Consider the following 21,373-nt stretch of genomic DNA (forward strand, 5'->3'; position numbering starts at 1 on the left):
TTATTTATCATAATGTTATAATAAATACATGTATATTCACCCATATAAAACATAAACTAAATTAACTACATGTTATTTTATAATAATCAAATTACATAACTAATGTAAATGTAAACACCAATTATATTTAATACCGAAATAAAATAATTTCAAATAAATATTAATTTTCGTATAAGTTCTCAGTGAAATAATCGATAAATTTGAGGTTATTTTCGTTTTTATTCTATAAATCAGTCCATCTATTTAATTTTCATGTTTCCGTTATGATACGAAATGCGATAACTTAACCATGGAGATAAATAAGTTATTACGTCATTCGAAAAAGCAAATTTGACAAATTTGGGAGTTATTCCACTATACCTCTTCAAGTGTAAACACGATCTTTTTCATGAGATGCAAAGAGTTCAGAGAAATTCTCAGCAGGATAAATTGCAACCGGAGCAATTACGGCTGGAAGAGCAGGCGAGGTTGCTGAAAGAGCAACAGGCTGAACATAATCGGCAGGTGCGACAACGTGTCGGGCAGGAAAAAAAATCACAACAACATCATTCCCCAGGGCGGGGCTTTAGTCGGTAACAGAGATAAACCAGAAAGAATAACTCACTGATTTTAAAAAAATTTCAGATTATCTATCAGTCTGTTTTAATGAGGATAAATTCTTCACAGCAATTTAACCGATATACATAATCGTAATATATCAACCTCTCCTTCCATATTGCTGCCCTATCGGCTGCGAAGTTTCCAACCACAATGGTATTTCTGGGAACCTTGTACAACAGCTGTTTTTTCAATTTTCATGCTATATGTCGAAAAAACACTTCAATGCCGTTATTTTTCATAGAAAAATCCTCAAAGAAAAACAGAATACAACTTGATAAAACGCCCATCCACCAAAAAAAATTGATATATTATTGTTTTTATTAGGTAAATAAAAATATCTCTTAATATCTCGTAAGGAATGTTCTTGCCGTTTTCAAAAAATTCAAAAATGCGAGTAAACCTCATTTTTAGGCGAATTAAAAGTCAATTTAGTGGAAAAGATAATGGTAAATAATATTTTTAATGAAAATAAGGTAAATCAGCCGAAATAATCCACCAAAACATCAAAATACCTTTACATAAGTAAAATAAATAAAATTTTATTAAAAAACAAAACAATTTATATCAAACTGTCTAGTTTAGATTTATAATCCGTATGACTATCGCTAAATAGAATTAAATTTTGGATATGTAATGCTTTTAAAACATTAATTCTGGATGATCTGGCAATACCTGACTGGCATCAAGTAATATTTTTTCACCATGAATATTATGATGATGCAACAAAATATGTGAATAACAAAAAAAATTCATATATTATAATTGCTTAAATGGAATGGTTTGTAGTATATAATGAAATTTGACTTAGGTTAAATTATGTAGGATTATGTTTACAGTTTGATATATTTTGTCCGGTTTATAACCTCAAGAAAATCATCAACAAGAATGATATATGTCAACAAACATGAGGTTAGACAAAAATTCACTGTCTTTTGCATGTTTACCTTAATAAATCAACTAAAAACCATTAAAAATCAATAAAATAAAATTATTTTAAATATACAAAATCCCATAAAATAAAAACCAGGAACATATTGGTTATCTTTCATGCAAGGAGAATAGGAACTCTGTTTAAGCCGCATCGGTAACTCAACCGAAAAAATATGCAGAGGTAGCCATAAGACAAGGATTACAAAAACAAAACGCATGTTAGAAAACCAAAACGGTGAATCAGGTGGTAACAATAGGCATACCGTGAACGATAATCCGTCAAGGCAGGCTCTATTTTACGAGCAACTAACGGGGCAAAAATCGCACTCATTTTAAGCTTCGGCAATTCTCCTTGATGACGCCATAACTTACTAATGAAAAAAGGATGAGATATGGAAGATGCAAACCTATTAGTCGGAAAACGTATTCAGATCAAAAGGAAAGAGCTGGGTATCACTGCTACAGCATTAGCAAAGATACTTGGCCTCAGTCAGCAGCAACTTTCACGTTATGAAACGGGAGTGAATCGGATCAACCTCTCCCATCTCGTTGATATTGCCGATACGTTTAATACGCCAATTCAATGGTTTTTCGAAGATTGCAAACCAGTCAAGAAAGAGGACAGTACTGTTAATAAAATCACGGATCAATATATCCCCATTGCCGAGACAATTATAGGCAAGAATGGTTGTTGAATGAGGCAAGATAAATTCGTCAGAAGCCTGTTGTTTACTGATTTCAATTATCCCATTCAGGCTTCTGATTCTTGTCATGCCACTATATTCATGCCACGATATATTGCGGCATTTCATTATCGAGAGTGGTCCGATATATCGGCAATAAATCGCCTAATGGTCATCAATTCTTCCGGCGAATAGTTTTCCAATATTCGCAACCATCTTGCTTCTATTTGCCGATGCAATTTTTCATGCGCAGAAAATATCAGCTTCCCTTCGTCAGTGAAGCTGAAATAGGTCTCTTTCTGGTTATCTACCATTTTCAGTTTTTCAACGATAGAGCGCTGAAGAAGTTTTGCACAGATCTTTGAGATAGCACCCTTGGTCATTCCCAGCGCCTGGCTGATACTTGTGATATTTAATAATACCGATTCTCCTATACACTGGATCACATGTAATTCAGACAATGAATAGCCACTGAGTCCATATTCGCGGAGTACCTCTTCATTATGCCCTCTCTTAATACCATCTCTTAGAGGTATCAAGTGATTAACTGCGGCAAGGATCTTACGTTGGTAAACTGTACTGTCACTCATTTACGACTTTTCCAAAATAATATTTCCCCGGAAACAAAAAGGAGAGAGAAATGAATAGATGTAACTCAATTCGTAATGTAAACGTGATCTTCTACCTAGTATGCTTCAGTGCCCTATTAGGATCTCTTGCACAAAATATCTATGTTCCCGTTATTCCTACCATACAGGAGCTATTCAATGCGCCCCTACCTTTAGTAAACCTGACTGTATCAGCATTCACATTTGTTTTAGCTATTATGCAAATCGTGTATGGTCCATTAGCGGACAGTAAAGGTCGTAAAGCCATTTTACTTCCTGCTCTGATTATTTCCGTCATTGGATCTATTGGTTGTGCAATGGCTTCTGATATTTATTGGCTGATTGCTTTCCGAATAGTTCAAGCTATTGGGATTGCAGCTATTCCTGTTATTGCAGCGACAATTATTGGTGATCTGTATGAAGAGCAACATCGAGCCAAAGCCATCAGTACTTATCAGATGTTGTTAACGCTGACTCCTGCTTTGGGACCGTTGCTCGGCGGCTATTTAGCCGAATTAAACGGATATGTTGCGATTTTCCAATTTATTGCTGTTATCGGTGGGCTAATACTTATCAGCAATTCGCTTTGGTTACCAGAAACTAAACCCGAAACCATACCAGAAAATAAGCCAAAACAGTCAGCAAGTGCTAAAAGGGTGTTTTGGAACTTCGGTCAGATTTTGTCAGATCGCATCGCACAATCCGTTTTCTGTATTGGCTTTATGCTGTTCTATTGTTATTTCTGCTTTTTGACTTTTTTACCCATCATCTTAAACCATGAATATGATTTCAGCCCTGCCGATATTGGTTGGATGTACATTCCCATATCATTGGCAATGATTGTTGGCAGCTATAGCTATCGTTTACTCCATCATCGGTTATCTAAGATAAATGGCCTGATTGTCAGCAGCTTACTAAATCTGGCTTTAATCCTGTTGTTTTCCATCACATATCGATTCGGCATTCCCACGTTAATCATTGTCACAGCTTTATACGGTTTCACTCTGGGGATATCGACACCTACACATGCCACTTTGCTGTTAACAACATTTGTGGAAGAACGGGCAACTGTGATTGGGCTTTATAATTTTATTCGATATATGGGAATGGCTGTTGGCCCAATGGTTGGCAGTTTCTTATTATTCAACGACCACTATGAATGGGTATTTTTAATGGGAGCGTTGTTATTTGCTGTATCTATCGGTTTCACTGCCATCATGACTCAACAGCACCGTAAACGGCGATAGCGCTAATGGGAGCAAACGACAAAATTGAAAGATAAAAAACAAGCAACATTTAGTGGGAAATAGCCCAAATTGCTGCAATATTCCGTGCCGTTACCTGCAAATTATCGGCACCATTGGCGAGGGCATCAGCAAGGGAACAAGCCTCCGGTATGATGGAAAAGACCGCATCCAGCCCATGCTGATGCACAACATGATAGTCTCGGCTCATTCCCCCAACTAACGCAATGGTGGGAATGCCAAACTTTTTCGCAACACGGGCAACACCAATGGGAGTTTTACCGTATATGGTCTGGCTATCCAGACGACCTTCCCCCGTAATGACCAGATCTGCGCCCTGAATAACTTCTTCTAGTTGCAAGGTTTCAATAACAATCTTAATACCTGACTGTAATCTTGCCCCCAAACATCCCAATAAGGATGCCCCCATCCCTCCAGCCGCACCAGCACCAGCAGCATCAATCACGCTTTTCCCCGTTAGGGATTCTATTTTCATGCCATAATGATGCAATGCAGAGTCTAACGATTTCACCATCTCCGGTGTCGCACCTTTTTGTGGACCAAACACCGCTGATGCTCCCTGTTCACCACATAATGGGTTATTCACATCACAAGCCACGGTAAATTCAATTTGCCTGAGACGCGGATCAAGGTTCGTTAAGTCAATACCTTCCAGCCGAGTTAATGCCGCGCCGCCGAATGGCAGAATACGACTGTCACCATCCAATAAAGTCGCACCAAGTGCCTGCATCATACCTGCGCCACCATCGTTGGTTGCACTGCCGCCAATGCCTAAAATCAGTTTGTGTATCCCCTGTTCCAATGCAGCCAGAATCAATTCTCCCGTTCCATAACTCGTCGTTATCAGAGGGTTACGCTGTTCCATCGGCACCAAGTGCAAACCAGAAGCAGCAGCCATTTCAATCACTGCGGTTTTTCCATCGCCAAGCAGACCAAAAAATGCCTCAACAGGTTGTCCCAAAGGATCAGTAACAGTACACACGATACGTTTTCCTCCAGTTGCAGCCACCAGTGATTCTACTGTCCCTTCGCCGCCATCCGCCATAGGTAGCTTGATGTAGTCTGCCTGTGGATAAATCTCCTTAAATCCCCGCTCTATCGCCTGCGCCACCTGCAAGGCACTCAAGCTTTCCTTAAATGAATCAGGGGCAATCACAATTTTCATCATGGAATTTCCTCGGCTCTCTGACACTGATGGTTATTTTGCTGTTCACTGCTAATTATCTTGCGCGCATAAAAAAAGCGATAAACAAATTATCGCTTTTTAATCCAGCAAGTTTTGCTCAGCTAAGAAATTACGCTTCAATCGCCAGTCGCAATTTCTTCATGGCATTTTTTTCTAGCTGCCGAACACGTTCAGCGGATACACCATACTTATCTGCCAATTCTTGCAAGGTGGTTTTATTGTCATCATCCAACCAACGGGAACGAATGATGTCTTGGCTACGTTCGTCCAACCCTTCCATCGCCACAGAAAGTTTATCCGCAGCGTGGGTTTCCCAGTTATCTTCTTCAATGCCATCGGCAAAGTCAGAAGCCTTGTCTTGCAAATACAGCACCGGAGCCACTGGATGACTATCATGATTATCATCATCAGAGGACATATCAAATGCCATATCCTGCGCTGACATACGGGATTCCATCTCTCGGACATCTTTGCTGGTCACGCCCAATTCTTTGGCAACCAGTTCAATTTCATCCTGATTGAACCACCCCAGACGTTGTTTAGCCTTGCGCAAATTAAAGAACAGCTTACGCTGAGCTTTTGTCGTTGCGACTTTCACAATACGCCAATTACGCAATACATATTCATGGATTTCTGCCTTAATCCAGTGAACAGCAAAAGAAACTAAACGTACTCCCACTTCTGGATTAAATCGACGAACCGCTTTCATCAGGCCAATATTACCTTCCTGAATTAAATCCGCTTGCGGCAGACCATAACCGGCATAACTGCGGGCAACATGAACAACGAAGCGCAGGTGAGAAAGAATCAGCTTTTTCGCTGCATCCAGATCTCCCTGGTAATGCAGCCTTTCTGCCAGTTCCTTCTCTTCCTCAGCAGAAAGCATAGGATAAGCATTGGAGGCACGGATGTACCCTTCCAAACTACCTTGTGGAACTAATGCCAAAGTTTGCATTTCTTTTGTCATTCAAATTCTCTCAAAATTAGATCCAAATTGATGGCCTTCAAGTTTGCCTGAGTTCACCAGTAAGGTTTATTCAAGCCAAAAGTGCGTCTATTTTACCACCGTAGAGATCATATTCAAATCGTCTCAGTTGTGTGAACATCAATACAAAACCATAACTGTGACTTTGACAACAATTCACCCCCAACAGTTCACTAGCAAGCCCTGCAACACCTTTATTCTGGCATAAAACGACGTAAATGCTGAATTGTCGCAAACCATGCAGCTATCCAACCAATCATACCCGAAATAAGCACTAATAAGAGTGATTCATCCCACTCCAAACCATGCAGTATAAAGCTTGTACCAAAAACACTTGCCACTTCCGTAACCACGTTAGACAGTTTCCACACCAGCAGGGAGGAGAGGATCAAAGAGAATATTGCTCCCAAAATCCCCAATAAGGCTCCACCATTGAGGAAAGGACGCAAAATAAAACCATCCGTTGCCCCAATCAGTTTCATAACGTTAATCGTTTCACGACGGCTAAAGATGCTCAACCGGACACTATTACCAATGACCAAGAGCAGCGCAACCACCATCAAGATACCTATCACGGCAGCAATTCTGCCAATAAGGTCAGCCAACGCGGTCAAGCGGGCAAACCAGCTATCATCCATTCTGACTTCTTCAATGCCTTTAATCTGCGCAACTTGATCGCGCAATGTTGTTAGCGCCTGAGAGTCCTGGAAATTCAGTTTAGGAGAGATTATAGCAACTGCTGGCAGAGGGTTTTCTTCCAGCAAATCTAGTGCGCTGGCAAAACCTGACCATGCACGAAATTCGTTTACAGCTTCGTCACGGGAAAGGTAATTTACCGATTTCACGCCATCCAGATTTTTCAACTGATCAATTACCTGTTTGACGCTATTGTCATTCAGTGACTTATCCAAATAGACCGTGAGTTGTGGGATGGGATACCACTGCATCACTGCTTGATTGACGTTTTTCCAAACAATATAGAACACACTTGGTAAGGTCAGGGAAATAGCTATCACCATAACAGTCAGCAACGTTGCCAGCGGTTGGCGGAACATATCGGACAAAGTACTTTTCCACGCATAACGCCACTGTACACGCCATCCCCCTTTTAATGATTTGGATTTTGCGGACGGTGTTTTTTTCGCTGAATGACGGACATGCTTAGCCATGATGTCCTCCTTGCATACGTCCCTGATTCAGGGTCAAGATACGATATTTTCTTCGTTCAATGAGGGCTGTATCATGGGTAGCCATCAGAACCGTCACGCCAACTCGGTTAAATTCTTCAAACAGACGCATGATCCCCTCTGATAATGCCCCATCCAAATTTCCCGTCGGTTCATCTGCCAGCAATACTGTTGGCTTATTCACCACCGCGCGGGCGATACCAACACGCTGTTGTTCTCCACCGGAAAGCTGAATGGGGAAGTTTTTCGCTTTGTCCAGTAAGCCGACCTTATCCAACGCCGCAGATACCCGTCGACGAATGTCTTCAGCACTTGCCCCTGAGATGATCAGCGGCATCGCGACATTCTCGTATACGGTGCGATCCAAAAGTAGGTGATGATCCTGAAAAATCATGCCGATCTGACGGCGTAGAAAAGGGATCTCACGGGATTTTAGTCGGCTAATGTCATGGCCAGAAAACCAAATATGGCCTGCGCTAGGGCGTTCAATACCACAGATAAGTTTCAAAAGTGTACTTTTACCGGCCCCTGAGTGACCGGTTAAAAATGCCATTTCTCCTGGAAGTAGATGAAAATCCACCCCTTGCAGCGCCTGCCGCCCTCCCAGATAGGCTTTACTGACCTGTTCAAAGCGAATCATTGATAGTTAATCCTCTCGGGCAAAAAGAGCCTCAATAAAATCGTCTGCCTTAAATGGACGGAGATCTTCAATGCCTTCACCCACACCAATGTAGCGGATTGGGATCTCAAATTGGTCGGCAATCGCGAAGATAACTCCCCCTTTCGCAGTACCATCCAGTTTGGTCAGTGAAATACCCGTCAATCCCACAGCTTCATGAAATAGTTTAGCCTGACTTACTGCATTTTGACCTGTGCTGGCATCCAGAGTCAGCATAATTTCATGAGGTGCATCTTCGTCCAGTTTTTTCATCACTCGAACGATTTTTTTCAACTCTTCCATCAAATGGGATTTGTTCTGCAAGCGCCCAGCGGTATCTGCAATCAGGACATCAATACCTTTAGCCTTGGCTGACTGGATGGCGTCAAAAATCACTGACGCTGAATCTGCCCCCGTATGTTGGGAAATCACTGGGATTTTGTTGCGTTCTCCCCAAACCTGTAACTGCTCTACTGCGGCCGCGCGGAAGGTATCTCCAGCCGCCAGCATGACGGATTTACCTTGAGAGTGATATTGACGCGCCAACTTTCCAATCGTGGTCGTTTTACCAACACCATTCACCCCCACCATCAGAATGACATAAGGTGATTTGCCTTCTATCTCCAGCGGCTTATCAACTTTCGCCAGAATGGCTGACATCTCTTCTTTCAGTTTAGAATAAAGCGCTTCCGCATCTTTCAACTCTTTACGGCTGGCGTGGTCTGTCAGGTTAGTAATGATCTTACGGGTAGTTTCAACGCCCACATCTGCAATCAATAACTGTTCTTCCAACTCTTCAAACAGATCATCATCAATTTTTTTGCCACGGAATAGTCCCAAGAAACCGGAGCCAAGATTTTGACGGGTCTTAACTAAGCTGCGTTTCAGACGAGCAAAGAATCCTTCTTTGGATGGCCGTTCTTGTTCCTTAGGTAAGGCTGCCTGTTCTTCTGCCTGACGAGCTAATTCTTCCGCTAAACGTTGCTGCTCCGCTTCTTCTGCTGCACGACGGGCGGCTTCTTCCGCTAAACGCTGCTGCTCCTCCTCTTCTGCTGCGCGACGGGCGGCTTCTTCCGCTAAACGCTGCTGCTCTGCTTCTTCTGCTGCACGATGGGCGGCTTCTTCCGCTAAACGCTGCTGCTCCGCCTCTTCTGCTGCGCGACGGACGGCTTCTTCCGCTAAACGTTGTTGCTCCGCCTCTTCTGCTGCGCGATGGGCGGCGGCTTCCGCTAAACGTTGTTGCTCCGCCTCTTCTGCTGCGCGACGAGTGACTTCTTCCGCTAAACGCTGTTGCTCCGCTTCTTCTGCTGCGCGACGGTCGGCTTCTTCCGCTAAACGTTGCTGCTCCGCCTCTTCTGCTGCGCGACGAGTGACTTCTTCCGCTAAACGTCGCTGCTCCGCCTCTTCTGCTGCGCGACGGTCGGCTTCTTCCGCAGCGACTCTTTCTTGTTCAGCCTGTTCCTCTTGCTGTTTCTTATCTTGACGACCAAGTCCAAACCAAGAGAAGAAACCTCTTTTTTTCTCTTTTGCCATCGGCCACTACACTCCTCGCGGTTAAGTTAAATATGTGCTGTTATATCCACTGAGATAGGTTCTAACAGTAATGAATCCAGTCTAACATTTTCATCACACCACAACACATGTCTATAGAGGATTTCGTGGTAAATTAATCAATGGATATCTTCGTTTTCACTCACTCTTTGTCTCCGCCAGATATTATTTAGCAGCGTCGGATGACAAATATTTAAGTTATGTACATTATGACTAAAAAACCACTACGCGCGTCTTTGGGACAAATTCGCATTATTGGCGGAAAATGGCGCGGAAGAAAATTGCCGGTTCCTGATAGTGACGGCCTGCGTCCAACAACAGATCGCGTCCGCGAGACACTTTTTAACTGGCTTATGCCAGTGATTCAGGGTGCTCGTTGCCTGGATTGTTTCTCAGGCAGCGGAGCGCTTGGATTTGAAGCTTTGTCTCGTTATGCAAGCCACACGACCTTAATTGAATACGATCGCAATGTGGCGAAACAACTATTGGCTAATTTAGCCTTACTGAAAGCTGAAAATGCCGATGTGGTACAAGGTAATACACTACAACACCTTAACAACACCGGAACGCCGTTTGATGTGGTTTTCCTCGATCCGCCATTCCGTAAGGGAATGTTGGCTGAAACAATCAATTTATTGGAAACCAATAGCTGGCTAGCAGAAGAAAGCTGGATTTATGTTGAGGCAGAAGCAGAATCTGCGGCAACAGAAGTTCCCTCAAACTGGCAACTGCATCGGCAAAAAACCGCCGGACAAGTTGCTTATCGATTATATATTCGCCACCCGTAATCGGGTGTCTGAACGGCTTAAACACGATTTTGGAGTCGATGATGTTTATTCAATTAGGAAGAGGGATCATGATCTTAGTTTGGGGTATCATGATCTTCAATTTGTTTCACCCATTCCCTAATCCATTGAGATATTTCATGGATATTGCAATGGTATTTACGGCAATCATGCATTCTTTTCAGTTACTGCTGCTGAAAAACTCCCAGCCTAAAGATCAAAAGCTGTCTGGTTTTCTCCAGACCAAAATCTTCTTTTTCGGCGTCTTTGAATTATTGGCTTGGCAGAAAAAACAACTAAAAGAGAAACAACAGGAGAAAAAATAACTTCCCATATCCAGTGACTCATCTTATTTTCTTCTTTCGTCAATGAGTAATTCGCGTAATTACTCATTGACGTTCTTTGTTTTTGATAATAAAACGTTATTCGTTCGTTAATAACGAACCAATATCGATAAATCAAGATATTCTCCGTACCAACCCCATCATAAATAAAATTGCCTGACAAAACAGGTGTTGAACTTTAAGGAAAGGAAAAATATGAGTTGGCCATTTCTCGCTGTGTTTTTCTCTGGGTGGTTATATATTGATGCTGCCTATCGTGGCACCAACTGGCAGCAATGGGTTTTCCGCCCCGTCACTATGTTGCTTCTATTATTATGGGCCTGCCAGGCGCCCAATCTTGAGGTTTCAGGTTACCTTATCATTGCGGGCCTTCTTACTGCCCTGCTCTCTGATGCGCTCCACATGCTCCCTGGTAAGTATTTACTCTTCTCATTCATCGCGTTATTCCTGAGTTACCTGTTATACACCATTAGTTTTGCCTTACATATGGGTTTCAGTTTCTTCTTTCCGCTGCCTTTTATCCTGCTGGTCATTGGCATTGTGGTCATACTGACAGTCTGGACTCGTCTGGATAATATGCGTTGGCGGGTAATAGATGGTTTCGTGATGGCACTACTGATGGTTTGGGTTGCCGGAGAACAATATTTTTCCCTCAGCAACGACAGCCGATTCTCTGTCATCGCTGGCACGATCCTGCTACTCCTTGCACACAGTATCAATATCATTGCTCAATATCGCTTCCCTTTTAAACTATCAAAAGCGATTGTTGCTACCTGTGGTTTTATCGGACACTTTTTGATTATTCGTTCACTATTCCTATGATAGCTTACCCTTACTAACCAAGGGCTTGAAGAGAAAATAACATTAAGAGGAAGGACATTGATAATGAGAACCTATTTTAAATAGCACAAATCATCAAAAGAATTCCTCTTATTGGATTTGACTCTGGAGTTCACTCCAACGTGTAGAGTTAATACTAATGATTAAGATTAACTCTATAAGAGGTCGCCTATGTTATCCACTACCAAAAAACATAAGCAATCACAGCACAATTCTCTATCTTTCCAAAAAGATGATCATCAGAATATCGCCAATAATGTAAGTGAGCATTCACATCAACATCACGATCACAGCCACGAACATTCGCATAACTCTCCTACGCCAAATCATAGCCATTCTTGCTGCTCTACTAACACAGCGCATTCCCATAAAAATAGCAGCGCACACTGTTCACACGATCATGCACATGCCATACAGGACAACGCCCTCACCGAATTAATAGCGAGACAGCGTTTTAATTGGACTATCCAAGGCATGGATTGCCCAAGCTGTGCAGGAAAGATCGAAAATGCTGTCAAAAAACTGCCAGAAGCCAAGCAGGTCAAGGTTCTGTTTACAACAGAGAAACTGGTGGTCGATGCTGATATTGATATTCGTGCTGCCGTTGAACAAGCAGTAAAACAGGCTGGCTTTGAAATCAAGGAGGCAAGTTCGGCATCTAAATTGCCTCCGACAGTCAATCACTGGAAGACTTTTTCCCCAATCTTGATTCTGGCCGCCTTGATGTTCGTCAGTTGGGGAATATCAAAAGTCAATGCTCCCACAGGGCAGATCGCTTTCATCATCACTACACTAATTGGGTTATATCCGGTAGCAACCAAAGCCATCAAGCTGATCCGTTCTGGCACACCTTTCGCCATTGAAACGTTGATGAGTGTTGCTGCCATTGGTGCCTTGTTTATTGATGCTACCGCAGAAGCGGCAATGGTTATTCTCCTGTTCAAGTTAGGGGAAATACTGGAATCCTATGCCGCCGGACGCGCACGTCGTGGCGTCAGTGCCTTGATGGCATTAGTTCCTGAACAAGCCCTACTAATTAAGGATGGAAAAAAGGAAACCGTGCCGGCAGCAGATCTGCGTCCGGGGGATATCATCGAAATCGCCCCAGGGGCGCGCTTACCTACCGATGCCGAACTGCTCAACCCATTTGCCAGTTTCGATGAAAGTGCCCTGACCGGTGAATCAGTTCCGGTTGAACGACAACAAGGGGAAAAAGTCGCCGCTGGTTGCCTTTCTGTTGATAGTGCCGTGCAGATGAAGGTGATCTCTGAACCTGGTCACAACGCTATTGACCGCATCCTGCAACTAATTGAAGAAGCAGAAGAGCGTCGTGCGCCGATTGAGCGCTTTATCGACCGATTCAGTCGTGTCTACACTCCGCTGATTATCTTGTTCTCAGCACTGGTGGTATTGGTCCCGCCACTGTTTTTTGCCGGCTCATGGGAAACTTGGATCTATCGTGGTCTGACTCTGCTGTTAATTGGTTGTCCTTGTGCCTTGGTCATCTCGACGCCTGCCGCAATTACTTCCGCACTGGCCGCAGCAACCGGTCGCGGCTCTCTAATCAAAGGTGGGGCAGCCTTGGAACAACTTGGTTCAGTGAGCACCATTGCACTGGATAAAACCGGAACCTTGACCGAAGGAAAACCCCAGGTTACTGACATTGAACCGGCGGAAAACATCAGTGCAGAAACCTTGCTAGCACTGGCTGGTGCCGTAGAAAGTGGTTCCCATCACCCACTGGCAAAAACTATCCTGAATGCCGCAGAAAACAAAGGTGTGACAATTGTTGAGGCTGAACAGCGCAAAGCCCTGGCCGGGATAGGAGTCGAAGGACAATTATCGGGGCAAAAAATTCTCGTTGCAGCCCCCGGAAGATTGCCGGAAAATACCTTGTCCGAGCAATGGAAACAGAGAGTTTTTGAGCTGGAAGACAATGGAAAAACAACGGTTGCTGTCACTCGGAATGGGAAATTTATGGGGCTGATAGCAATGCAAGACACCTTACGTCAGGATGCCATAGACGCTATCCGTATCCTGAAAAAACAAGGTATCGAAGCAATAATGCTGACAGGAGATAATCCCCGTGCCGCAGCAGCCATTGCGAATCGGCTGGGCATTGATTATCGCGCAGGGTTGTTGCCTGAAGATAAAGTGCAAGCGGTCATTGAATTGAGCCAAAAACACTGCACCATGATGGTCGGTGATGGTATCAACGATGCCCCAGCCATGAAAGCCGCCACTATCGGTGTTGCTATGGGCAGCGGCACTGATGTTGCATTGGAAACAGCCGATGCCGCCCTGACGCATAACCGACTGACTGGTTTACCTGAAATTATTGCCTTGTCCCGAACAACCCATTATAACATCCGTCAAAATATCACTATTGCATTAGGACTGAAGGCGATATTTCTTATCACGAGCCTATTGGGTATGACTGGGCTATGGATGGCAGTCCTGGCCGATTCGGGAGCTACAGCTTTGGTAACAGCAAATGCAGTTCGGCTGCTTAGGAGCAAATCACAGCAGCAATAAATGGAACATTAACCTAAAAAGAAAATAACAAACCGAAAAGGTGCATGTTAATACTCTGCACCTTTTCAAAATCATAATGAATTACAAAAGGTTGCTATTAAGGAAAAAGAAAATATGGCATCCAGCGAGGTGATAAATAACCAAATACCATATTTAAAGCCTAGCACGGCTCCTTTTTTTCGCCAGTTAATTATATAGGCTTTTCTAAATTAAACAGAGTTTTCGCTTTTCCTGAGCAGGTATCGATACGGAGTTTGCTCTGTCTCTTGGGCGATCAGCGCATGATCCATAAAACGACAGAACCCCGGAATATCGCGGGTTGTTGCCGGATCATCAGCAATGATCAACAACGTCTGACCCGCAGCCATATGGCGGACTGCCTTGCGCACCATCATTACTGGCTCCGGACAACGTAATCCCAACGTATCAAGTGTCTTGTCGGGGTTGGCAAAAACTTCGGACATAACAATCTCTGTAGGTTCAAACAATCTATGGCAATGGATTATATTACAAAATATCGCCAACTGCCGTACTTTACTTTTATTGCGCAACACACGTATGATCCCACTGCCTGATCTTCAGGTAGATTGATTTTTTGGGTTCCCTCACCCCATCCACCAAAAAGGTACAATATGTTCCAATTGACTGCGCAACAGCGAGCCACGGCATTGATCTGGCTGTCGCTTTTTCACATTTTGATCATTACTTCCAGTAACTATCTGGTGCAATTACCCATCTCCATTTTTGGTTTTCATACCACTTGGGGAGCATTTACATTTCCCTTTATCTTTTTGGCGACTGACCTAACCGTACGTATTTATGGTGCGCCATTAGCTCGCCGGATCATTATTTCCGTTATGCTGCCAGCGTTGCTGATCTCTTATCTGATTTCAGCTCTGTTTTTCCAGGGAACCTGGCAGGGATTCGGGACATTGGGAACCTTTAATGTGTTTGTCGCCCGCATTGCCGCAGCTAGCTTTATGGCCTATGTGCTCGGTCAGATATTGGATGTTGGTGTCTTCAATCGTCTTCGCCAGAAACGCCGCTGGTGGATAGCGCCGGCTGCTGCCATGTTTTTCGGTAATATGTTAGATACACTGGCCTTTTTCTTTATCGCGTTTTACCGCAGTACGGATGCATTTATGGCAACACATTGGGTAGAAATTTCGTTAGTGGATTATGCCTTCAAGCTGTTTATCTGCATGCTGTTCTTCCTGCCCGCTTATGGCATTCTGTTGAATTTGATCCTGAAATACTTTTTCGCTCAAACAGAAGTTGAAACTCTGGTCAAAGCCAACTAAAAAAATGGCACCCTGACTGAATTAATCAGGGTGTCAATCGTTTCGCCAGTATTTCCTCTCAAATCACCCATTTCCTGCTTTTACTCATAACTTCTCTGTATATTTTGCCGTATAGTGTGGATGGGCAGTTCGTAATCTGCCCTATACCTGTATTGTGACACTCTATGCCTAGTTTCCAGTAAAAAAGGAATATTTCTTATGCTGAAAGTGATCCAGTCTCCATCCAAATATGTCCAAGGGCCAGGTGCGTTATCTCACATTGGTCGATACACCAAAATGCTTGCTGACCACGTCTTCGTGATTGCCGATAATTTCGTGATGAACCTTATTGGGGATACCGTCAGCAAAAGTCTAGAAGAACACGAAGTGACTAGCCATTTCGAACTTTTCAATGGTGAGTGCAGCCGTAGTGAAATCCATCGCTTGTCTGCCATTTTGTTGGAACAGCAATGTCAGGCTGTCATCGGGATCGGGGGAGGAAAGACGATTGATACTGCCAAGGCTGTTGCATACAAATCCCAAATACCCGTCATTATTTCTCCTACCCTTGCTTCGACAGATGCACCGACCAGTGCCCTTTCTGTTCTTTATACTGAACTCGGTGAATTCGACAGCTACCTGTTCTATCCACAAAACCCAAATATCGTGCTAATGGATACTAATGTCATTGCCAAAGCACCAGTTCGCCTGCTTGTCGCAGGTATGGGGGATGCACTCGCCACCTATTTTGAGGCACGAGCCAACAGTACAGCCCACAAACCAACCATGGCTGGCGGTGCGACATCCACCACAGGTTTGGCATTGGCAAAACTGTGTTATGAAACTTTGCTGGCGGAAGGTTACAAAGCAAAACTGGCGGTAGAAGTAGGTGTCAGTACACCAGCCGTTGAAAATATTGTCGAAGCCAATACCTACCTCAGTGGCATTGGTTTTGAAAGTGCAGGATTGGCAGCGGCTCACGCTATCCACAATGGTTTTACCGTGCTGGAAGAGTGTCACCATCTGTATCACGGCGAAAAAGTTGCGTTTGGTACTCTGACACAATTGATCTTAGAAAATAGCCCAAGTGAAGAGTTGGAAACTGTGCTCGATTTCTGTGTACAGGTCGGGCTACCAGTCACACTGGAGCAATTGGGCTTACGTGATAATGAGAAACTGCATCAAAAAATCATGCAAGTCGCTATTGCAAGTTGTGCCGAGGGTGAAACCATTCACAATATGCCATTTGTTGTGACACCAGAACAAGTTTACGCCGCAATTTTGGCCGCAGACCAAGTGGGCAAAGATTGGTTATATTAAGTGATTGCGAAATGGAATGAGGCGAATAGCATACTTAATTGACTCATCAACTGAAACTTACTGGCGGAATAAATTTACCCCAATTCCTTGGGAACTCATTGAGAAACAGAAATAAAACGGGCATGAACCCGCAGGAACATGCCCATAATTTAGTTAACGATGTCAACCAACAATGTCTATCTTGTTGGCTCCTGCCAAATTTTAGCAATATAGTTCAAGCATTCTTCTTTCGTTCCTGTTTTGCCGATTACCATCCATCCCATCGGGATTTCATACTCAACAGGCCAGAACGAATAATGCTGTTGACCATTGGTAACGACCATCCAATTCATGGCTTCGTTGCTGATTAACCGTTCCATGACACAACCTCCCTTTTGAAGCTTCTGAAAGGAAGGGCAGCCGGTAAGAATCCAATACCGATCAGATAACGTAATACTTGATGGACGTATCCAGCCGTAATTGTGGGGCAACGGATATGACTTCCCGCTAACCCCGCCAGCGTATTTTTCAGTTCCAATTCAGGGAAGAGTTCATCAACATAAGCCGGATCGAGTGCACGATAAGGTCTTTCAGTCATATCTCTGATCAGTGGGATCAAGGGATATAATGGATGAGTATCATCTAGCGCCAGGATCTTATCTTTACCCTCATTAAATGGAACAGGATTGAGGACATAACCAAAATCTTGCACCCAACCGAAAAATTGCTGGATAGAAACCTGCTCTGGGTTGAACAGATTAAAGAATTTCCCATTAGACGCCGGCTGTTTGGAGATATGCACCAGCGAAGCCGCCACATAATCAACTGGAACGATATCCAGCAATAGGGCATGGTCGGGATAAAAACCCATCGCCAAATAACCTTTCAAGGAGGCAATCAGATAATCATTAACTTGTACCGCTCCTGTAAAGGTATGTCCGAGGATCAACCCTGGCCGATAAATGCTAACGGGAACGCCCCTTTGACGGGCAATATTAATGATCCCTTCTGATACCCATTTACTTCCTGAATAACCGGAAGGATCACAAACCGACTCACTCATGGCACGATCATCTTCCATATAGGGGCGAGGCGACTGCGTGGCATACAGTGCGTTTACAGAAGAGACATAATGAAAATGTTTCAAGCGCGCAGTACAGGCCAGCTCCAACGCTGTTCGGGTACTGTCAACGTTGATATTTTTCAGAGCACTATAAGGATAGATAAAATTAACCAATGCTCCGTTGTGGTAAATAACATCAACCTCTTCTGCCAGTTGCATCCATGACTCCGGTAACAAACCAAAACGCGGCAGCCTCAAATCACCGATAATAAAATCTACACGCTCAAGCCCGTGACCTACATCAATATGGTAATTTTTGAATCCAGACTTGATTCTTTCACGGGCATGTTCTGCATCAGATGCACGGCACAAGCAAATAATTCTGGCCGAGGTCTGTTTCAGCAACTGTTCCAGCAAGTGCAGCCCAAGATATCCGGTCGCGCCTGTCAGTAATACTTTATCTGGCTGATACCAATTGGCATGAGCCAACCCATCGGGACAAACCTCTTCTTTTAGGTAAACATCATTCCTGAGCGTCTCCACATGCTGACGAATTAACGCTGCACTATGGTATGTTCCTACAAACTGAGCAGGGTTTGCCTGACGTTCAGCGATCATTTCATCCAGGATAGCGGCTATGCTACCCATTTTGGCACCGAAATGAGGCAAAACATGTGCCGCATTCTCAATGCGTTGATCCAATTCACCAAATGTCAGCGTTTCATGGGGATCAGAAACAGCTATCTCATTTTGTATACTTTTTGCCAACTCAGCTAACTGAGAAGGAACGTTCTTAAACCACGGTTCTAGCTCTGCTGTCATATGACTGATATTACGATTAAATTCAGGTTCAACAACAGGAGAATTTTTTTGCCCAGTAGTAAATGCTGTGTGTAATATTGCCTTGTGTGTGTAAGTATTCATAATGATACTCTCATTCTAAGCCCCATTGATTTCATCACTTTTCATGATGAATAGAGGCATCAATGCTGGTAGTCGTTATCTTCCAATTTTTGTCTGCATTCAGTATTTTCAAATACCTTATGTTGACGCTAACTGGATCAGAAAAATAAATTACAAAAATTTATTGCAAATTTAATAAATATATTAATTAGTATTAATTTGTAATCTTTTATTAATTAAACAATCAACTTAAATAAAGCCAATCATTATTTGGAAGACAGAGTGTATTACGCCTATACAATCTGTAGCCAATTTTAATTAACATACTGATATTATTATATTTTACCTCATAAAATAGTCATCCAACCCTACATAAAAACTACCATCATGAGCATGAATAACTATTTGTAGTAATATCCATCATTTTGAATTTTAATTTCAAACACTTTATTTATAACCGTGTTATAAAAAACGCAAAGCATGTAAATAAAAATAAATCACATGAATAAGTGAGAACGTTATTTAAAACACTACCAGGCAAATAGTACAACTTGTTAAAAGCAAAAAACAGAAAAACACCAACAGTTATTTATTAAATAATTTTTATAATAGGAACATTTGTGTGGGTTATATTTATCTGACTTTTTCATGGTTACTACATCAGACATATTCCCCTAATAATAATGAGCGTTTATTTGGTCGAGAATATATACGAACTTTAAACGTGCAAAAATAAAAAATAACCAAAAAGGCCGTTTATTGTGACACTCATCACACTAACATAAATAAATTGTATTCAAAAAAAGTGCTAAATCACTCAAAATTATCGACTTTGCGAAATTATATCTATATGTTAGCGACACCTCACAGTCATACAAGGTTGTTTTCAGCTAATATTAGCTTCGATATAGAAAATAAATAGCTAAAATTTTTCGTTTAACGCCATCACTGTTTGATGGTGGTGATTCGCTCATACAAAAGTCACGTGGAGACAAAAATATGTTAAGTATTTTCAAGCCGGCGCCTCATAAGGCTCGGTTGCCTGCGCAGGAAATAGATCCACTCTATCGTCGCTTGCGCTGGCAAATTTTTATAGGGATCTTCTTCGGATATGCAGCTTACTACCTGGTAAGAAAAAACTTTGCTCTCGCCATACCTGCCTTGATCGAACAAGGCTTTTCTAAGGGAGATCTTGGCTTTGCCTTGTCAGGCATATCAATTGCATACGGCTTCTCAAAATTCATCATGGGTTCCATTTCCGACCGCTCGAATCCACGTGTTTTCCTGCCCGCAGGTTTGATACTGGCGGCAGTAGTGATGTTGATTATGGGCTTTGTGCCATGGGCGACTTCCAGCATTGCTATCATGTTTACCCTGCTGTTCTTCTGCGGCTGGTTCCAGGGTATGGGTTGGCCTCCTTGCGGACGTACCATGGTTCACTGGTGGTCACAGAAAGAGCGGGGCGGAATTGTTTCTGTCTGGAACTGTGCGCATAACGTTGGCGGAGGCGTGCCACCATTACTGTTCATGTTGGGGATGGCTTGGTTCAATGACTGGAAAGCTGCGTTTTACATGCCAGCCTTTGCGGCTATCATCGTGGCAGTCATCGTTTTCGCTTTAATGCGCGATACACCACAATCCTGTGGCTTACCAGCCATCGAAGAGTATAAAAACGACTATCCACCCGATTATACGGAAAAAAACGAAAAAGAGCTGACCGCAAAAGAAATTTTCATGCAGTACGTTTTGCCGAATAAATTGTTGTGGATGATCGCCATTGCCAACGTATTCGTCTATTTACTGCGCTACGGTATTCTTGACTGGTCACCCACTTATTTGAAGGAAGTGAAAGACTTTACCATGGATAAGTCTTCCTGGGCTTACTTCCTGTATGAATACGCAGGTATTCCAGGTACGCTGCTATGTGGTTGGATGTCTGACAAAGTATTTAAAGGCAACCGTGGTGCCACTGGCGTATTCTTCATGACCCTTGTCACCATCGCCACTATCGTATTCTGGCTGAACCCGGAAGGTAACCCTGATATTGATATGCTCTGTATGCTGGTTATCGGCTTCCTGATTTACGGTCCGGTGATGCTAATCGGCCTCCATGCCCTGGAATTAGCGCCGAAAAAAGCGGCAGGAACAGCCGCCGGCTTTACCGGTCTGTTTGGCTATCTGGGGGGTTCAGTTGCGGCCAGTATCATCGTCGGCTATACCGTTGACTATTTCGGTTGGGACGGCGGCTTTATGGTTATGATCGGCGGTAGCATCCTCTCTGTTATTCTGCTGTTGTTTGTTATGTTAAGCGAAAGCAAACATAAGCAGGAAATTGCTCGTCAAGGCCAGTGATATAACGGAAAGACGCTGATTAATAACCCTATCAATCGCAGTACAATTTTATTGTACTGCGATTCCATAGGTTATAGGACAATCAAGTATATGCATCTTAAATACGTTGCTTACTTTTACTTATGAATATCTTCTTCATATCTATACTGTATTAACAATCTTTTGATTTAATACTTTCAAGATGTTCAATCTTAATCACAAGAATGACTGGTATATTAAGATTATTATGTAATCCATATTTTACACGCTCTATTCTCATATTATATAAACTAATGCTTTTCCAATGACCCATTAATTAGTAATAAAAAACCTATTCTAT

19 protein-coding genes are annotated in these 21,373 nt (G+C 43.0%); 10 read left to right on the top strand and 9 right to left on the bottom strand.

Annotated features, from left to right (window positions below; genetic code table 11):
- The first annotated feature begins 393 nt into the window (after positions 1 to 393).
- Positions 394 to 576, top strand: coding sequence for a hypothetical protein (locus Xets_RS00015; RefSeq protein WP_187651002.1), 183 nt, complete (start codon positions 394 to 396; stop codon positions 574 to 576).
- 1,346 nt (positions 577 to 1,922) lie between these two features.
- Complete coding sequence (locus tag Xets_RS00020) at positions 1,923 to 2,225, top strand: helix-turn-helix domain-containing protein (RefSeq protein WP_099130861.1); 303 nt, start codon at positions 1,923 to 1,925, stop codon at positions 2,223 to 2,225.
- Between the two features lie 116 nt (positions 2,226 to 2,341).
- Here the strand turns inward: Xets_RS00020 and Xets_RS00025 are convergent, their stop codons facing one another.
- On the bottom strand, positions 2,342 to 2,803 hold the full coding sequence (locus Xets_RS00025; RefSeq protein WP_187651003.1) for a MarR family transcriptional regulator: 462 nt from the start codon (positions 2,801 to 2,803) through the stop codon (positions 2,342 to 2,344).
- 50 nt (positions 2,804 to 2,853) lie between these two features.
- Here Xets_RS00025 and Xets_RS00030 point away from each other — a divergent pair, with 50 nt between their 5' ends.
- Complete coding sequence (locus tag Xets_RS00030; protein WP_099130863.1) at positions 2,854 to 4,068, top strand: MFS transporter; 1,215 nt, start codon at positions 2,854 to 2,856, stop codon at positions 4,066 to 4,068.
- A gap of 49 nt (positions 4,069 to 4,117) precedes the next feature.
- Here the strand turns inward: Xets_RS00030 and Xets_RS00035 are convergent, their stop codons facing one another.
- The 5 genes from Xets_RS00035 to ftsY form a co-directional block, all read right to left on the bottom strand.
- Positions 4,118 to 5,251: a glycerate kinase gene (locus tag Xets_RS00035; protein WP_099130966.1), complete on the bottom strand. Its 1,134-nt coding sequence runs from the start codon at positions 5,249 to 5,251 to the stop codon at positions 4,118 to 4,120.
- A 130-nt stretch (positions 5,252 to 5,381) separates the two neighbouring features.
- The gene (rpoH, locus tag Xets_RS00040) at positions 5,382 to 6,239 is read right to left on the bottom strand and encodes an RNA polymerase sigma factor RpoH (RefSeq protein WP_074020519.1); all 858 of its coding nucleotides are present in this window, start codon (positions 6,237 to 6,239) and stop codon (positions 5,382 to 5,384) included.
- Between the two features lie 212 nt (positions 6,240 to 6,451).
- On the bottom strand, positions 6,452 to 7,426 hold the full coding sequence (gene ftsX / locus Xets_RS00045; protein WP_099130864.1) for a permease-like cell division protein FtsX: 975 nt from the start codon (positions 7,424 to 7,426) through the stop codon (positions 6,452 to 6,454).
- The gene (gene ftsE / locus Xets_RS00050) at positions 7,419 to 8,084 is read right to left on the bottom strand and encodes a cell division ATP-binding protein FtsE (RefSeq protein ID WP_074024812.1); all 666 of its coding nucleotides are present in this window, start codon (positions 8,082 to 8,084) and stop codon (positions 7,419 to 7,421) included. Before ftsE ends, ftsX begins: the two co-directional genes overlap by 8 nt.
- A gap of 6 nt (positions 8,085 to 8,090) precedes the next feature.
- Complete coding sequence (ftsY, locus tag Xets_RS00055; protein WP_187651004.1) at positions 8,091 to 9,635, bottom strand: signal recognition particle-docking protein FtsY; 1,545 nt, start codon at positions 9,633 to 9,635, stop codon at positions 8,091 to 8,093.
- Between the two features lie 227 nt (positions 9,636 to 9,862).
- Between ftsY and rsmD the strand changes: the two genes are divergently transcribed.
- From rsmD to Xets_RS00075, 4 genes are all read left to right on the top strand, one after another.
- Positions 9,863 to 10,441: a 16S rRNA (guanine(966)-N(2))-methyltransferase gene (gene rsmD, locus Xets_RS00060; RefSeq protein WP_099130866.1), complete on the top strand. Its 579-nt coding sequence runs from the start codon at positions 9,863 to 9,865 to the stop codon at positions 10,439 to 10,441.
- A 41-nt stretch (positions 10,442 to 10,482) separates the two neighbouring features.
- On the top strand, positions 10,483 to 10,764 hold the full coding sequence (locus tag Xets_RS00065; protein WP_187651039.1) for a DUF1145 family protein: 282 nt from the start codon (positions 10,483 to 10,485) through the stop codon (positions 10,762 to 10,764).
- 213 nt (positions 10,765 to 10,977) lie between these two features.
- Positions 10,978 to 11,604 (top strand): lysoplasmalogenase, encoded by a 627-nt coding sequence (locus Xets_RS00070; RefSeq protein ID WP_099130868.1) that lies wholly within the window; start codon positions 10,978 to 10,980, stop codon positions 11,602 to 11,604.
- Between the two features lie 189 nt (positions 11,605 to 11,793).
- Complete coding sequence (locus Xets_RS00075) at positions 11,794 to 14,157, top strand: zinc/cadmium/mercury/lead-transporting ATPase (protein ID WP_187651005.1); 2,364 nt, start codon at positions 11,794 to 11,796, stop codon at positions 14,155 to 14,157.
- Between the two features lie 209 nt (positions 14,158 to 14,366).
- Here the strand turns inward: Xets_RS00075 and tusA are convergent, their stop codons facing one another.
- Positions 14,367 to 14,621 carry a sulfurtransferase TusA gene (tusA, locus tag Xets_RS00080; protein WP_099130870.1) on the bottom strand — a complete coding sequence of 85 codons (255 nt, stop codon included), beginning with the start codon at positions 14,619 to 14,621 and terminating at the stop codon, positions 14,367 to 14,369.
- Between the two features lie 168 nt (positions 14,622 to 14,789).
- On the opposite strand from tusA, the gene Xets_RS00085 reads away from it, so the two are divergent.
- Together Xets_RS00085 and Xets_RS00090 are read left to right on the top strand one after the other, a co-directional pair.
- Complete coding sequence (locus tag Xets_RS00085; RefSeq protein ID WP_187651006.1) at positions 14,790 to 15,458, top strand: 7-cyano-7-deazaguanine/7-aminomethyl-7-deazaguanine transporter; 669 nt, start codon at positions 14,790 to 14,792, stop codon at positions 15,456 to 15,458.
- Between the two features lie 198 nt (positions 15,459 to 15,656).
- Entirely contained in the window at positions 15,657 to 16,757 is a 1,101-nt protein-coding gene (locus tag Xets_RS00090; protein WP_187651007.1) for a glycerol dehydrogenase, read from the top strand.
- Between the two features lie 176 nt (positions 16,758 to 16,933).
- Here Xets_RS00090 and Xets_RS00095 read toward each other — a convergent pair whose 3' ends face one another.
- Together Xets_RS00095 and Xets_RS00100 are read right to left on the bottom strand one after the other, a co-directional pair.
- Positions 16,934 to 17,116, bottom strand: coding sequence for an MbtH family NRPS accessory protein (locus tag Xets_RS00095; protein ID WP_099130873.1), 183 nt, complete (start codon positions 17,114 to 17,116; stop codon positions 16,934 to 16,936).
- Positions 17,104 to 18,723: a thioester reductase domain-containing protein gene (locus Xets_RS00100; protein ID WP_244208643.1), complete on the bottom strand. Its 1,620-nt coding sequence runs from the start codon at positions 18,721 to 18,723 to the stop codon at positions 17,104 to 17,106. Before Xets_RS00100 ends, Xets_RS00095 begins: the two co-directional genes overlap by 13 nt.
- A 978-nt stretch (positions 18,724 to 19,701) precedes the next feature.
- On the opposite strand from Xets_RS00100, the gene glpT reads away from it, so the two are divergent.
- On the top strand, positions 19,702 to 21,054 hold the full coding sequence (gene glpT, locus Xets_RS00105; protein ID WP_099130874.1) for a glycerol-3-phosphate transporter: 1,353 nt from the start codon (positions 19,702 to 19,704) through the stop codon (positions 21,052 to 21,054).
- Positions 21,055 to 21,373 lie beyond the last annotated feature (319 nt).

This window comes from Xenorhabdus sp. TS4 (assembly GCF_014467265.1).
Lineage (GTDB): Bacteria > Pseudomonadota > Gammaproteobacteria > Enterobacterales > Enterobacteriaceae > Xenorhabdus > Xenorhabdus ehlersii.